We start from the raw sequence: 13,535 nt of genomic DNA, 5'->3' as shown, positions 1-13,535 counted from the left end.
CTTTGCGGGTTGTAAGGGCATCGGCGCGCGGGTGGAGAACTGAAGGGCAGAGGTTGGATGTGTGACGAACGTCGCAGGTGCTACCCCTGTGGGAGCGGGCTTGCTCGCGATGCAAACTGCGCGGTATGTGTGAGCTACCCCGTTGATGCCATCGCGAGCAAGCCCGCACCCACAAGCTGGAGGTCAGAACAACCGGGCGAGCAGGGCGGTAACGGCGGTTTCGACCCGCAGGATGCGTGCTCCCAGTTGTACCGGTTGCAGGCCGGCCTTGGCCAGCAAGTCGATTTCGTAAGGGATCCAGCCACCTTCCGGGCCGATGGCCAGTGTGACCGGCTCATCCAGCCCGCGCGGGCAGGCCGGGTAATCACCCGGATGGCCAACCAGGCCCAGGGTGCCTTCGACCAGTGCCGGCAGGCGGTCTTCGACGAAGGGCTTGAAGCGCTTTTCGATAATGATTTCGGGCAAGACGCTGTCGCGTGATTGCTCAAGGCCAAGAATCAGTTGCTCACGAATCGCTTCGGGCTCCAGAAACGGGGTCTGCCAGAAGCTTTTTTCAACCCGGTAACTGTTGACCAGAACTACTGTGGGCACGCCCATCGAGGCCACGGTTTGCAGCACCCGGCGCAGCATTTTCGGGCGTGGCAGGGCCAGCAACAGGGTCAGCGGCAGTTTGGCCGGGGGCGGCAGGTCGAGGCTGTGGATAACCAGTTCGGCTTCCTTGGCTTCAAGGCGCACCAGCTCGGCGCTGCCCATCAATCCGCCAATCCGCCCGACGCGCAGGCTGTCGCCGACAGCGGCACGGTGAACTTCCTGCATGTGAGTCAGGCGCCGATCGCGCAGGATCACACGGTCGGCGGCAATGAAATCAGCCTCTTCGAGGAGCAGCAGGTTCACGCTTGTGGCGCTGGCGGCTGGGCGTCGTTGTCCGCCGGTTGTTCGTCCGGGTCTTCACCGCGCTTGTTCTTGCTGATCAGGCTGCCAAACAGAATGCCGATTTCAAACAGCATCCACATCGGGATCGCCAGCAAGGTTTGCGAGAAGATGTCCGGCGGGGTCAGGATCATGCCGACCACGAAGCAGCCGATGATTACGTACGGGCGGATCCTGCGCAGGTATTTGACGTCGACGATGCCGATCCATACCAGCAGCACCACGGCCACCGGGATTTCAAAGGCCACGCCAAAGGCAAAGAACAGCGTCATGACGAAATCTAGGTAGCTGCTGATGTCGGTCATCATCGCTACGCCTTCGGGGGTGGCGGCGGCGAAGAACTTGAACACCAGCGGGAACACCAGGAAGTAGGCGAACGCCATGCCGGCATAAAACAGGAAGATGCTGGAGACCAGCAGCGGTACGGCGATGCGCTTTTCGTGCTTGTACAGACCGGGTGCGATAAAGCCCCAGATCTGGTGCAGGATCACCGGTATCGCAATAAACAGCGAGACCATCATGGTCAGCTTGAGCGGCGTGAGGAACGGCGAGGCCACGTCAGTGGCGATCATTGTCGCGCCCACCGGCAGGTATTCACGCAATGGCGTGGAGACCAGGGTGTAGATCTGCTGCGTGAAGGCGAACAACCCGGCAAAGATGATGAAAATCGCCGCGATGCAGCGCAGCAGGCGGGTGCGCAGCTCGGTCAGGTGCGAAACCAGCGGCATTGGCTGGTCGTGTTCAGGCTTATCGCTCATGCGCTTAAGGGGCTCGCGGTGGCAGGGTAGGGTCGTGTGGCGTTGCCGGTTGAGGCGCAGGGTCGGACGCGGTTTTGCTCAGGCTCACGGGCGCGGGGCTCGCAGGCTCGACAGTTGCTGCGGTCACAGGGGGCTCGGTCGGCGTCAGGGGCTTCACGGCGTCCTGCAGGGGCGCCAGAATCTTCTTGGCTTCCTCTTCCATCGACAGAATGTGTTCGTTGTGCAGCTGCCGACGAATTTCGTCGGCGCCGATTTCACGTTCAACTTCCTGTTTGATCGCATTGAAACTGCGTTTCAGGCGCCCGATCCACAGGCCCGCCGTGCGCGCTGCACCCGGCAGCCGCTCGGGGCCGAGCACCAGCAGGGCCACCAGGCCAACGAGCAGCAGTTCACTGAAGCTGATACCGAACATTAGTTTTGGCTCACACGTCTTTGCGGGTCGGCTCTTCGACTTTCTGCGCCTGCACGTCAATGGTGTGCGGCTCGTTCAGGGTCGAAGTGGTGTGTGGCTGCGGCGCGGCAGTTGGCTGTGCAGGAGGAACCACAGGCTCGGCAGGTTTTTCGTCGTCGTTCATGGCTTTGCGAAAGCCCTTGATCGATTCGCCGACATCGGTGCCCAGGTTTTTGAGTTTTTTGGTGCCGAAGACGAGGACTACGACTACCAGAATGACGATCCAGTGTTTCCAGTCAAAAATGCCCATGATGTGTTCCTTTGCAAAGTGATTTAGGCGGACGGCCGCGAGGCTTTTTCTACGTGGCCGGAGGTGCCGATGCGACGTTCCAGTTCATCCAGTACGGCCTGAGGATGCTGCCCCAGCTGGGCCAGCATGATCATGCTGTGGAACCAGAGGTCGGCCGTTTCGTAGATCACATCGCTGCAATCACCGCTGATGGCGGCATCTTTGGCGGCGATGATGGTTTCAATCGACTCTTCGCCGACTTTTTCCAGAATCTTGTTCAGACCCTTGTGGTACAGGCTGGCGACATAGGAGCTGTCGGGCGTTGCGCCTTTGCGTGCTTCAAGCACCTGGGCAACGCGGCTCAAGGTGTCAGTCATGGGAGTGCCCTGCGTGGTAAATGGCGTGGGGGTCTTTGAGCACCGGGTCGACGGTCTTCCACTCGGCATTTTCGTATACGCGGTAGAAGCAGCTCTGGCGGCCGGTATGGCAGGCGATGTCACCGATTTGCTCAACCATCAGGATGATTACATCGGCATCACAGTCCAGGCGCATTTCATGCAGCTTTTGCACGTGACCGGACTCTTCGCCCTTGCGCCACAGCTTGCCACGGGAACGTGACCAGTAAATGGCACGGTTTTCGGCCGCGGTCAGGCTCAGCGCCTCGCGGTTCATCCAGGCCATCATCAGCACGCGCCCGGTTTTGTGGTCCTGGGCAATCGCCGGCACCAGGCCGTCGCTGTCCCATTTGATCTCGTCCAGCCAGTCTTTCATGTTCGACTCCGACAACCGGCCTCAACCCTGTGGTCAAGGCCTGGTGAATTCACAGTTTGCCAGCCTCGCCCGGGGCTGGCTATCGGCGCACGATCAGATACAAGCCTACGGCCAGCATGATTCCGGCAGGCCAATAGCCCGCAGTGTGCAGTGGCCCGATACTGGCCAGCAAGGCACCTGCGGCCAAATGCCCGGCACCGATCAGACGCAGGAACCAGCCGTCGCGGGATTCGCGCACGATCAATGGCGGATTATTGGCATGGGGCTGCGACATGCGCTCCAGCAGGTCGCGGGTCATTCCGGCCAGATGCGGGATCTGCTCGACCTGGCTGTGCAGGTTGCGCAGCAAGGTCTTGGGGCTGACGCGCTCACGCATCCAGCGTTCCAGGAACGGCTGGGCGGTGTTCCACAGATCGAGGTCGGGGTACAGCTGACGCCCCAGGCCTTCGATATTGAGCAGGGTTTTTTGCAGCAACACCAACTGCGGCTGGACTTCCATATTGAAGCGTCGAGCCGTCTGGAACAGGCGCATCAGCACCTGGCCAAAGGAAATCTCCTTGAGCGGTTTTTCGAAGATCGGCTCGCACACGGTACGGATCGCCGCTTCAAACTCGTTGAGTTTGGTGTGCGCCGGTACCCAGCCCGAATCAATGTGCAACTGTGCCACGCGGCGATAGTCGCGCTTGAAGAAGGCGAACAGGTTGCGCGCCAGGTAGTCCTGGTCCTCGGGGGTCAGGCTGCCGACGATACCGCAGTCGATGGCGATGTATTGCGGGGCCCACGGGTTGACGGTGCTGACAAAGATGTTGCCGGGGTGCATGTCGGCGTGGAAGAAGCTGTCGCGGAACACTTGGGTGAAGAAAATCTCGACCCCGCGCTCGGCCAGCATCTTCATGTCGGTGCGCTGATCGGCAAGCGCTTGCAGGTCGGTGACCTGAATCCCGTAGATACGCTCCATCACCAGCACTTTGGGGCGACACCAGTCCCAGTAGATCTGCGGGACGTACATCAGCGGCGAGCCTTCGAAGTTGCGCTTGAGCTGGCTGGCGTTGGCCGCCTCGCGCAGCAGGTCGAGTTCGTCGTAAATGGTTTTTTCGTAGTCCGTGACCACGTCCACCGGGTGCAACAGGCGGGCGTCGGCGCTCAGGCGTTCGGCGGTTTTGGCCAGGATGTACAGCCAGGCCAGGTCAGAACCGATGATCGGCTTGAGGCCGGGGCGCACAACCTTGACCACCACCTCTTCGCCCGTCTTGAGCTTGGCCGAATGCACCTGGGCCACCGAGGCCGAGGCCAGCGGTTCGATGTCGAAACGGCTGAAGACTTCGCTGATCTTGGCACCAAGCTGCTCTTCAATCAGCTTGACCGCCACTTGCGGGTCGAACGGCGGCACCCGGTCTTGCAGCAGCATCAGCTCATCGGCGATGTCGGCGGGCAGCAGATCGCGGCGAGTCGAGAGAATCTGGCCGAACTTGATAAAGATCGGGCCCAAATCCTGTAAGGCCAGACGCAGGGCTGCACCCCGGCTCAGCTCCAGCTTTTTGCGCGGGAACCAGCGCCACGGCAGTGCGTAGCGCAGTGACAGCATCCACCACGGCAAAGGCAGGGCGAACAGCAGGTCATCCAGTCGGTAGCGAATGACGACGCGCTGGATACGAAACAAACGGCGTATGGCAAGCAGCTTCATGCGTTATCGCTGGAATTGTGGGATCGGGAAAGGCGCTCAAAGCGCGCCTCAAGGCGATCCAGGTCGAGTTTGAGTTGGTCGAGTTCGTCAAAGCGCGCTTGCGCTTCACGTTCGCCGACCAAGGTGCGGGCTTCTTCGCTCAGGTATTCGGCAAGGTTCTGATTGAGGCTGGCGAACCCTTGCTGATACCAGTTGGCGCGGCTGCGCAGGTGACCACCGATCAATGCCGTGGCCACCGGCCCGATCCAGTTCGAGAGTTCGTACTCCCAATCCAGCTCCAGGTCTTGCAGCACTGCCGCCAGTTCCATCAGCACCGCGCTGTCGCCTTCGAGCTCGACGTCAGGGCCGTGCAGGATGGCGCTTTTGTCCTTGCTCAGCGCAAGGCGCAGCAGGCTTGTGGCGGGCGCACGCAGGGTGCAGTCGGGATCGGCTGCCCACTGGGTAGCCAGCAGCAGGCCTTCATCGCTGGGCAGGATAAACAGGTTCAGCGAGGGGCTTGCGCATTCGACGGCAATCAACTTGCCGGTCAGGGGGCGCAAGCGCGCCAGGGCCGTGCTGTCCAGCCGCAAAACGCGGTTGATGCCGTTTTCGACGCTGGCGAGAAGGCCGCGCAGCAACATCAGGGCTTGATGCCGCGATGCAGGGCGACGATGCCGGAGGTCATGTTGTGATAAGTCACGCGGTCAAAGCCGGCCTCGACCATCATCGACTTCAGCGTCTCCTGGTTGGGGTGCATGCGGATCGATTCGGCCAGGTAGCGATAGCTTTCCGGGTCGTTGAGGATCAGCTTGCCCACCATCGGCATGAAGGCGAACGAGTAAGCGTCGTAGACCTTGGACATCAACGCGTTGGTCGGCTTGGAGAACTCCAGCACCAACAGGCGGCCACCCGGTTTGAGCACGCGCAGCATGGAACGCAGGGCGTCTTCCTTGTGGGTCACGTTGCGCAGGCCGAAAGCGATGGTTACGCAATCGAAGTAGTTGTCCGGGAACGGCAGCTTTTCAGCATCGGCCTGAACGAACTCGATATTGCCGGCCACACCCTTGTCCAGCAGGCGGTCACGGCCGACCTTGAGCATGGAGGCGTTAATGTCGGCCAGCACCACTTGGCCGGTCGGGCCAACCAGGTGCGAAAACTTGCGGGCCAGATCACCTGTACCGCCGGCGATGTCCAGCACCTTGTTGCCTGGGCGCACGCCCGACAGCTCGATGGTGAAACGCTTCCACAGACGGTGCATGCCGCCCGACAGAACGTCGTTCATCAGGTCATATTTACCGGCTACGGAGTGGAAAACCTCGGCGACTTTTTCGGCCTTTTGGCTTTCGGGTACGTTTTTGAAGCCGAAGTGAGTGGTGGGTTCGGCATCGCTGCCTTTGCGCTGATCAGTCATATCGCTGTCACCAAAAGAGAATGCTGGCCATTCTAATCCCGGTGGCCGGCTTTGTCTTGGCGAGGGTGAATGTATAGTGGCGGCTTTATTTATCAGGAGTGACGCCATGGCGCGTATCAGCGTTGAACGTACCCACAGTCTGGGCCTTGAGGCCGCACGCGAAAAAGCCCAGCCTCTGGTCGAGAAACTGGCCAGCCAGTATGGCCTGACCCCTACCTGGGCCGGCGACACCGTAAAACTGAAACGCTCCGGCGTGAATGGCACCCTCCAGATCAGCGAAAAAACCGTCAAGGTCGATGTGGAGCTGGGCCTGCTGATGTCAGCGATGAGCGGCATGATCCAGTCAGAAATCGAACGGTCGCTGGACAAAGCGCTGTCGTGATCGCAACCGCCAGCCCGTCGTGATGAATGGCGGCGGGTGTGTGCCGAGTTATGCAGGCACAAGAATTTCTTGTGTGAGAATGTTCTATACAGCGCGCTGTAATATTAAACTTTGCATAAGCGAATATATTTTAGTAGTTGATATAGAAGATTTTTTTATTTGCTGAGTGGTTTTTGCTGTTTTTGATTTATAGGGGGATCTACCTATTGTTGTTTTTGCAAACTTAAACAACAAGGTGCCCAAATATGAATTATCACGTGTGTTCCATCTCTTATAAAACAACACTGCCTGAGGCCGTAATGGCAGACAGAGTCAGGCGTGTTGCACAATCTTTTGCCTCTTCGCGCGATTATCAAGTTGTCGCTGGGGGAGAGGGCGAACGCTATGTATTGCAAACAGCGTGTTCGCAACGAATGGGTTTTGCGACGGTCAGCCCCGGACTGGTCCAGTTCTTTGTCTATGTGTTTGGCGAGCAGGAAACGTTGGCTCAAGCCCATGTTGTAGAGGCTGAGATGAAGGTGTTAATGCAGGCAGAGTTCGACGACTCGGAGCCGATCCCGGGCACGCTGCTAAAGCCACTCAGAATCGTGAAAGATATCGAGTTTCCTAACATCGACGAAGCACTGCTTAAAATGGATTTGTCTGAAATCCAGGCTGGCTCGATCAAGCTCGGTTACTAAGGCGCTAAACCGTGGTGCTCACCTTGAAACAAGGCTGTTTAGCGTCTAAACCTGATGCAGGTGAGCACCTTTGTTCATCTTGATGATTCGACGATCCTGCTCACTGACGTCGCGACTTAACATTAAGGGGAACACGATGGCTGTTAAAAAAACGACCGCAAAAGATAGTCATTCATGGGCCGGGAAGGTTGAAGAGTATTCACGCAAAATCTGGCTGGCAGGTTTGGGGGTGTATTCGAAGATCGATGCAGACGGCAGCAAGCTGTTCGACAGCTTGGTCAAGGATGGCGAAAAAGCCGAAAAACTGGCCAAGAATGCGGGTCATAAAGTGGCTGAGGGCGTAAAGGCGTCGACGTCATCCGCTCGTTCCCGGGTTGAAGATGTTAAAGATTTGGCCTTGGAGAAATGGGGCGAGTTTGAAGAGGCTTTCGATAAGCGTCTTAACAGTGCAATCACCCGTTTGGGTGTGCCCAGCCGTGAAGAAGTCAAAGCGCTGCATGCCAAGGTCGAGACCCTGACCAAACATATAGAGAAGCTCACCGCGGCAGCAGCCAAAGTCACGGCCACCAAGGCCCCGGCTGCGAGTAAACCTGTAGCGGCAAAACCTGCGGTAAAGGCTGCGGCAAAACCGGCGGTTGCGAAATCTGCGGCTAAACCTGCTGCAAAACCCGCTGCAAAACCCGCGGCAAAAGTGGCTGCCAAGCCCACCGTCAAGGCACCTGCGTCGGCCAGCAAGCCGGCACCTGCCAAAGCCGCAGCAGCCAAACCGGCAGCGGCCAAAACCGTCGCCAAAAAGCCAGCGGCCAAGAAGCCCGCAGCGGCTGCTAAAACGCCTGCGGTTGAGCCGCCAGCAACGCCACCCACAACGACAGCTTGATTGCAGGTACACAAAACCCTGTAGCTGCCGCAGGAACGAGGCTGCTACAGGGGCATGTGCAATTGGATCAAAGCATCAACTTGACTACCGATACCGACGGATCGCGAGACTTGCCGGCTTTTTTCAGTTCTTGCAGGTAATCAGCCCACAGTTCTTCCTGGCGAACCCCCAGTTGATAGAGGTACTCCCAGGTGAACAGGCCGCTGTCGTGTCCGTCATCGAAGGTCAGTTTTAGCGCGTACTGGCCGGCGGGCTCGATTTTGCTCAGGCCCACGTTGATTTTGCCAAATTGCAGTATCGGGTTGCCGTGGCCTTGAACCTCGGCAGAAGGGGAGTGCACGCGCAGAAATTCGGCAGGCAGATGATGCTCTTCGCCAGACGGGTATTTCAGGGTGAGGGTTTTTGAAGCTTTGTGCAGGTTGATGGCGCTGGGGATCATGGTCCTAACCTTCGGTCATTGCACAAACAGTGTAGCCGCTGCCGCAGGCTGCGATCGCCAACTGAGTTGGCGCAGGATCCCGGGATCACTGAAGGCGTGTGGCCTTATCGCAGCCTTCGGCCGCGGCTACAGGTGCTGAGGGCTTACAAGATGTAGCGCGAGAGGTCTTCGTTCTCGGCCAGTTCGCCCAGATGGCTGTTCACGTATTCAGCGTCGATGCGTATAGGCTCGTCGTTTTGTGCACTGGCGATATCACCGGCACTGAAAGACACCTCTTCCAGCAAGCGCTCAAGCAGTGTATGCAAGCGACGAGCACCGATGTTTTCGGTTTTCTCGTTTACCTGCCAGGCGATTTCCGCCAGACGCTTGATGCCTTCGGGCAGGAACTCGATGTTCAGGCCTTCGGTTTTCAGCAATTCGCGATATTGCTCGGTCAACGAAGCGTGTGGCTCGCTGAGGATGCGCTCGAAGTCTTCTGGTGTCAGTGCCTTGAGTTCGACACGGATCGGCAGGCGGCCTTGCAGCTCAGGTACCAGATCGCTCGGCTTGCTCAGGTGGAACGCGCCAGAAGCGATAAACAGGATGTGGTCGGTTTTGACCATGCCCAGCTTGGTATTGACGGTGCAACCTTCGATCAGTGGCAGCAGGTCGCGCTGAACACCTTCGCGGGACACATCGGCGCCGCCGACATTGCCGCGCTTGGCAACCTTGTCGATCTCGTCGATAAACACAATGCCGTGCTGCTCGACAGCTTCAAGCGCCTTGGCCTTGAGTTCTTCGTCATTGACCAGACGGCCGGCTTCTTCGTCACGCACCATTTTCAGTGCTTCTTTGACTTTCAGCTTGCGGTTCTTGCGCTTGCCTTTGCCCATGTTGGCAAACAGGCTTTGCAGCTGGTTGGTCATTTCTTCCATGCCTGGCGGCGCGGAAATATCGACGCCGGCAATGTCGGCAACTTCGATTTCGATCTCTTTGTCGTCCAGCTGACCTTCACGCAGACGCTTGCGGAAAAGCTGGCGGGTGTTGGAGTCCTGCGGTACGGCAGCTTCTTCGCCGAACGTGCGGGCAGGTGGCAGCAGTGCGTCGAGGATGCGCTCTTCGGCGGCATCTTCGGCACGGTGGCGAACCTTGACGATTTCCTGTTCGCGCAGCAGTTTGATCGCTGCATCAGCCAGATCACGAATGATCGATTCGACGTCGCGGCCTACATAGCCGACTTCGGTGAACTTGGTGGCTTCAACCTTGATGAACGGAGCGTTGGCCAGCTTGGCCAGACGACGGGCGATTTCGGTTTTACCGACACCCGTTGGGCCGATCATCAGAATGTTTTTAGGCGTCACTTCAACGCGCAGTTCTTCGGGCAGTTGCATCCGGCGCCAGCGGTTGCGCAGTGCGATGGCAACGGCGCGCTTGGCGTCGTCCTGGCCGATGATGTGGCGATTGAGTTCGTGGACAATTTCGCGGGGAGTCATGGACATGGTATTTGGCGTTCCTCTAGCTAAAGTAAGGTTCACAAACGGGCTGGCTGGCCGGCCCGACAGGCGTCTTATTCAGCGAGGTCCTGCTCCTCAATAGTGATGTTGTGGTTGGTGAACACGCAGATATCGCCAGCAATGCCGAGTGCTGTCTCTGCGATCTCGCGGGCCGACAGATCGGTTTTCATCAGCAGGGCACGGGCCGCGGCCTGGGCAAATGCACCGCCCGAACCCATTGCGATCAAGCCGTCCTCCGGCTCAACCACGTCACCGTTACCGGTGATGATCAAGGATGCGTCTTTGTTGGCAACTGCCAGCATGGCTTCCAGGCGGCTCAGCGAGCGGTCGGTACGCCATTCTTTGGCCAACTCGACAGCGGCGCGAACCAGATGGCCTTGATGCTTTTCAAGCTGGCCTTCAAAACGTTCGAACAGGGTAAATGCATCAGCGGTAGCACCGGCGAAACCGGCGATTACCTGGCCGTGATAGAGACGGCGGACTTTTTTCGCGTTGCCTTTCATCACGGTGTTGCCAAGAGAAACCTGGCCGTCGCCAGCCATAACGACTTTGCCGTGACGGCGTACTGAAACGATGGTGGTCAAGGGAGAGTCTCCACGCAGCGGGGCGAAAATGCCTGATGGAAATACATATGGGGGTTGTAGCGGATTTTTCAACAGCGAGGAGGGAATGGGGATGAACGGGGAGGCAGAATTTGGCGAGGGTGTTGTGGGAGCGAGCCTGCTCGCGATGCAGGCGCTGCGGCTTTATTGGTGAGTCGCGGTGATTCCATCGCGAGCAGGCTCGCTCCCACAGAGATTGGGTTTCTCTGTGGGAGCGGCTGGTGTCAGCGACGCTGTTGCAACAACAAGTTATTGAAGCCGCCGCCCGCCAATTGCTTTTGGGCCACGGTCAATTGGTCGCGATTGCTGAACGGGCCGACCAGCACCCGGTACCAGGTTTCGTCTTTTACCGTACCGGCTTCAACCGTAGCGGTCTGGCCCAGCAGGATGATTTGCGCCCGCACTTTTTCCGCATCCGCCTGTTTGCGGAACGAGCCCGCTTGCAGGAAGAACTTGGTCACCGGCGCTGCTTTGACAATCGGCGGCGCAGGTGGAGGGGTCAGGCCGTTCAGGGCGGCCTGGGCGCGCACGGTGTCGATTTTCGCAGCTTCGGCCGGCGTCACCGGCGTCAGCGGCGCGGTTTGCGGCGTTGGCAGGGTCTTTTCAGGTACGGCTTCTGGCGGCACGATCACTTCAGATTCGGGCAGCAACGTGTAGAAGTCGTACTTGGGTTTGACCGGCTGAGTCGGGCTCGGTGCTGTTTTATTGGCTTCAGCCGCTTTCGTGGCTTTGAGCTGCTCTTGTTTGACCCGTTTGACGTCATCGCCCTGGCCAGGTTCGAGCTTCATCAGGAACACGATGAACGCGCCCACGGTCAAGCCAATGGCCATCCATAGCCAGCCCGGAATCGGCTTTTTAGCGGGCGCCTGATACCGGCTGGCGCCGCGCTTGGGTGCAGGCTTTTTCTTGGCAGCCAACTTACATGCGCTCCAGAGTTTCCAGACCCAGCAGTTCCAGGCCTTGCTTGAGGGTGCGGCCTGCCAGAGCAGCCAGGCGCAGGCGGCTTTGTTTTTGAGCTTCGTCTTCTGCGTTCAGGATCGGGCAGTTCTCGTAGAAACTGGAGAACAGGCCGGCCACTTCGTACAGGTAGGTGCAGAGGGTGTGCGGGGTGCCTTTTTCAGCAACGTTGTTCAGCACTTCGCCGAACTGCGCCAGCTTGGCCGCCAGTTCTTGCTCTTGCGGTGCCTCAAGCACGATCTGGCCCTGCACTTCTTCGAAGCCCTTGCCCAGTTTGCGGAACACGCCCGCCACACGGGTGTAGGCATACAGCAGGTACGGTGCGGTATTGCCTTCGAAGTTCAGCATCAGGTCGAAGTTGAAGCTGTAGTCGCTGGTGCGGTGCTTGGACAGGTCCGCGTATTTCACGGCGCCAATCCCGACGACTTTGGCGATGGCACGCAGTTCGTCTTCCGCCAGCTCCGGGTTTTTCTCTTTAACCAGCGTGTAGGCACGCTCTTTGGCTTCGTTGAGCAAGTCGATCAGTTTTACCGTACCGCCATCACGGGTCTTGAATGGACGGCCATCGGCGCCGTTCATGGTGCCGAAGCCCATGTGTTCCATTTCCATCGGATGGGTGATGAAACCGGCCTTGCGGGCCACGGCAAACACTTGCTGGAAGTGCAGGGCCTGGCGCTGGTCGACGAAGTAAAGGGCGCGATCGGCTTTCAGCACGCCGCTGCGATAGCGGATGGCTGCCAGGTCGGTGGTGGCGTACAGATAGCCGCCGTCGGCCTTAACGATGATGACCGGCAGCGGCTCGCCGTCGGCATTTTTGAACTCGTCGAGGAATACGCACTGGGCGCCATTGCTCTCGACCAGCATGCCTTTGGCCTTGAGGTCGTTAACCACATTGATCAGGTCGTCGTTGTAGGCGCTTTCACCCATTACGTCGGCCATGGTCAGTTTGACGTTCAACTGTTCGTAGATTTTCTGGCAGTGCGACAGCGAGATGTCCTTGAACTTGGTCCACAGCGCCAGGCAGTCCGGGTCGCCGGCTTGCAACTTGACCACCAGGCTACGGGCGCGATCGGCGAATTCCGGTGACTCGTCAAAGCGTTTTTTGGCCGCGCGGTAGAAGTTCTCGAGGTCAGACAGCTCGTCGCTGGTGATCGGGTTTTCTTCCAGGTAGGCCATCAGCATGCCGAACTGGGTACCCCAGTCGCCTACGTGGTTTTGACGAATCACGTCGTCACCCAGGAACTCCAGCACTCGGGCCACGCCATCGCCAATGATGGTGGAGCGCAAGTGGCCTACGTGCATCTCTTTGGCCAGGTTGGGCGCGGACATGTCGATCACGGTACGCATGGCCGGGGTGGCCTTGCGCACGCCGATTTTTGGATCGGCCAGTGCGGCGTCCAGACGCGAGGCCAGGGCCTTGGTGTTCTGGAAAAAGTTCAGGAAGCCGGGGCCGGCGATTTCAGTCTTGCTGATTTGCTCATCGGCCGGCAGGGCAGCGATGATCTTTTCAGCCAGATCCCGTGGCTTCATGCCGGCAGGCTTGGCCAGCATCATGGCGATGTTGCTGGCGAAGTCGCCGTGGGTTTTGTCACGGGCGTTTTCCACCTGAATCGCTGGCGTCAGGCCTTCAGGCAACACACCTTCTGTGACGAGTTGAGCTAGGGCTTGTTGAATCAGCTGGCGAATGGTGTCTTTCATGGTCTTCTCTTTCGACCGCAAGCGCGGTAGCGCTTCAGTGCGCAGGTGGAAAAACTGGGTATTATCCGTTGCCGGGCGGGCCTTGCCAACCTTAGCAGGCGGGTTATGGATATGTGGTGTACGGTTATTCCCTAATATTCTCCAAATCTGTGGGAGCGGGCTTGCTCGCGATAGCATCATCGCGGTCTTCCAGA

At 58.6% G+C, this 13,535-nt stretch carries 17 protein-coding genes; 3 read left to right on the top strand and 14 right to left on the bottom strand.

Going from position 1 to position 13,535, the window contains the following annotated elements; translation table 11 throughout:
• Positions 1-183 precede the first annotated feature (183 nt).
• The 9 genes from ACZRMS_RS01265 to ubiE all read right to left on the bottom strand — a co-directional run bounded on the left by ACZRMS_RS01265 (position 184) and on the right by ubiE (position 6,213).
• On the bottom strand, positions 184-894 hold the full coding sequence (locus ACZRMS_RS01265; protein WP_463993774.1) for a 16S rRNA (uracil(1498)-N(3))-methyltransferase: 711 nt from the start codon (positions 892-894) through the stop codon (positions 184-186).
• Positions 891-1,688, bottom strand: coding sequence for a twin-arginine translocase subunit TatC (gene tatC / locus ACZRMS_RS01260; protein WP_463993773.1), 798 nt, complete (start codon positions 1,686-1,688; stop codon positions 891-893). Before tatC ends, ACZRMS_RS01265 begins: the two co-directional genes overlap by 4 nt.
• Before the next feature lie 4 nt (positions 1,689-1,692).
• Complete coding sequence (gene tatB, locus ACZRMS_RS01255) at positions 1,693-2,100, bottom strand: Sec-independent protein translocase protein TatB (protein ID WP_463993772.1); 408 nt, start codon at positions 2,098-2,100, stop codon at positions 1,693-1,695.
• 10 nt (positions 2,101-2,110) lie between these two features.
• Positions 2,111-2,389 (bottom strand): twin-arginine translocase TatA/TatE family subunit, encoded by a 279-nt coding sequence (locus tag ACZRMS_RS01250; RefSeq protein WP_019825245.1) that lies wholly within the window; start codon positions 2,387-2,389, stop codon positions 2,111-2,113.
• 23 nt (positions 2,390-2,412) lie between these two features.
• Complete coding sequence (locus ACZRMS_RS01245) at positions 2,413-2,745, bottom strand: phosphoribosyl-ATP diphosphatase (protein WP_016783168.1); 333 nt, start codon at positions 2,743-2,745, stop codon at positions 2,413-2,415.
• Positions 2,738-3,139 (bottom strand): phosphoribosyl-AMP cyclohydrolase, encoded by a 402-nt coding sequence (hisI, locus tag ACZRMS_RS01240; protein ID WP_048360454.1) that lies wholly within the window; start codon positions 3,137-3,139, stop codon positions 2,738-2,740. Before hisI ends, ACZRMS_RS01245 begins: the two co-directional genes overlap by 8 nt.
• A gap of 79 nt (positions 3,140-3,218) precedes the next feature.
• Positions 3,219-4,823 (bottom strand): ubiquinone biosynthesis regulatory protein kinase UbiB, encoded by a 1,605-nt coding sequence (ubiB, locus tag ACZRMS_RS01235; RefSeq protein ID WP_463993771.1) that lies wholly within the window; start codon positions 4,821-4,823, stop codon positions 3,219-3,221.
• Entirely contained in the window at positions 4,820-5,443 is a 624-nt protein-coding gene (locus ACZRMS_RS01230) for a ubiquinone biosynthesis accessory factor UbiJ (RefSeq protein ID WP_463993770.1), read from the bottom strand. Before ACZRMS_RS01230 ends, ubiB begins: the two co-directional genes overlap by 4 nt.
• A complete protein-coding gene (gene ubiE / locus ACZRMS_RS01225) occupies positions 5,443-6,213 on the bottom strand; it encodes a bifunctional demethylmenaquinone methyltransferase/2-methoxy-6-polyprenyl-1,4-benzoquinol methylase UbiE (protein WP_019825250.1) in 771 nt (256 codons plus the stop codon). The genes ACZRMS_RS01230 and ubiE overlap by 1 nt, the downstream gene beginning before the upstream one ends.
• A 106-nt stretch (positions 6,214-6,319) precedes the next feature.
• Between ubiE and ACZRMS_RS01220 the strand changes: the two genes are divergently transcribed.
• The 3 genes from ACZRMS_RS01220 (at position 6,320) to ACZRMS_RS01210 (ending at position 8,152) form a co-directional block, all read left to right on the top strand.
• Positions 6,320-6,595, top strand: a complete 276-nt coding sequence (locus tag ACZRMS_RS01220; RefSeq protein WP_463993769.1) for a polyhydroxyalkanoic acid system family protein — start codon at positions 6,320-6,322, stop codon at positions 6,593-6,595.
• A gap of 245 nt (positions 6,596-6,840) precedes the next feature.
• On the top strand, positions 6,841-7,275 hold the full coding sequence (locus ACZRMS_RS01215; RefSeq protein ID WP_463993768.1) for a hypothetical protein: 435 nt from the start codon (positions 6,841-6,843) through the stop codon (positions 7,273-7,275).
• Positions 7,276-7,411: 136 nt separating this feature from the next.
• Positions 7,412-8,152: a phasin family protein gene (locus ACZRMS_RS01210; RefSeq protein ID WP_463993942.1), complete on the top strand. Its 741-nt coding sequence runs from the start codon at positions 7,412-7,414 to the stop codon at positions 8,150-8,152.
• 67 nt (positions 8,153-8,219) lie between these two features.
• On the opposite strand, the gene ACZRMS_RS01205 is transcribed toward ACZRMS_RS01210, so the two are convergent.
• The 5 genes from ACZRMS_RS01205 to argS form a co-directional block, all read right to left on the bottom strand.
• Entirely contained in the window at positions 8,220-8,591 is a 372-nt protein-coding gene (locus ACZRMS_RS01205) for a gamma-butyrobetaine hydroxylase family protein (protein ID WP_463993767.1), read from the bottom strand.
• Positions 8,592-8,734: 143 nt separating this feature from the next.
• Positions 8,735-10,069 (bottom strand): ATP-dependent protease ATPase subunit HslU, encoded by a 1,335-nt coding sequence (gene hslU / locus ACZRMS_RS01200; protein ID WP_463993766.1) that lies wholly within the window; start codon positions 10,067-10,069, stop codon positions 8,735-8,737.
• A 68-nt stretch (positions 10,070-10,137) separates the two neighbouring features.
• On the bottom strand, positions 10,138-10,668 hold the full coding sequence (gene hslV, locus ACZRMS_RS01195; protein WP_003438754.1) for an ATP-dependent protease subunit HslV: 531 nt from the start codon (positions 10,666-10,668) through the stop codon (positions 10,138-10,140).
• Between the two features lie 242 nt (positions 10,669-10,910).
• A complete protein-coding gene (locus ACZRMS_RS01190) occupies positions 10,911-11,603 on the bottom strand; it encodes an SPOR domain-containing protein (RefSeq protein WP_463993765.1) in 693 nt (230 codons plus the stop codon).
• A gap of 1 nt (position 11,604) precedes the next feature.
• A complete protein-coding gene (gene argS / locus ACZRMS_RS01185; RefSeq protein ID WP_463993764.1) occupies positions 11,605-13,341 on the bottom strand; it encodes an arginine--tRNA ligase in 1,737 nt (578 codons plus the stop codon).
• Positions 13,342-13,535 lie beyond the last annotated feature (194 nt).

The organism is Pseudomonas sp. B424, assembly GCF_055408345.1.
Note: the sequence above shows the minus strand (reverse complement) of the source record. Positions and strands in the feature narration are given on the sequence as shown.

Bases quoted from the DNA above. Each gene is read 5' to 3' on its own strand.
- tatB (WP_463993772.1), bottom strand. From the start codon at position 2,100: ATGTTCGGTATCAGCTTCAGTGAACTGCTGCTCGTTGGCCTGGTGGCC.
- ACZRMS_RS01230 (WP_463993770.1), bottom strand. From the start codon at position 5,443: ATGTTGCTGCGCGGCCTTCTCGCCAGCGTCGAAAACGGCATCAACCGC.
- ACZRMS_RS01205 (WP_463993767.1), bottom strand. From the start codon at position 8,591: ATGATCCCCAGCGCCATCAACCTGCACAAAGCTTCAAAAACCCTCACC.
- tatC (WP_463993773.1), bottom strand. From the start codon at position 1,688: ATGAGCGATAAGCCTGAACACGACCAGCCAATGCCGCTGGTTTCGCAC.
- ubiB (WP_463993771.1), bottom strand. From the start codon at position 4,823: ATGAAGCTGCTTGCCATACGCCGTTTGTTTCGTATCCAGCGCGTCGTC.
- ACZRMS_RS01220 (WP_463993769.1), top strand. From the start codon at position 6,320: ATGGCGCGTATCAGCGTTGAACGTACCCACAGTCTGGGCCTTGAGGCC.
- argS (WP_463993764.1), bottom strand. From the start codon at position 13,341: ATGAAAGACACCATTCGCCAGCTGATTCAACAAGCCCTAGCTCAACTC.
- ACZRMS_RS01215 (WP_463993768.1), top strand. From the start codon at position 6,841: ATGAATTATCACGTGTGTTCCATCTCTTATAAAACAACACTGCCTGAG.
- ubiE (WP_019825250.1), bottom strand. From the start codon at position 6,213: ATGACTGATCAGCGCAAAGGCAGCGATGCCGAACCCACCACTCACTTC.
- hslU (WP_463993766.1), bottom strand. From the start codon at position 10,069: ATGTCCATGACTCCCCGCGAAATTGTCCACGAACTCAATCGCCACATC.
- hisI (WP_048360454.1), bottom strand. From the start codon at position 3,139: ATGAAAGACTGGCTGGACGAGATCAAATGGGACAGCGACGGCCTGGTG.
- ACZRMS_RS01210 (WP_463993942.1), top strand. From the start codon at position 7,412: ATGGCTGTTAAAAAAACGACCGCAAAAGATAGTCATTCATGGGCCGGG.
- ACZRMS_RS01245 (WP_016783168.1), bottom strand. From the start codon at position 2,745: ATGACTGACACCTTGAGCCGCGTTGCCCAGGTGCTTGAAGCACGCAAA.
- ACZRMS_RS01250 (WP_019825245.1), bottom strand. From the start codon at position 2,389: ATGGGCATTTTTGACTGGAAACACTGGATCGTCATTCTGGTAGTCGTA.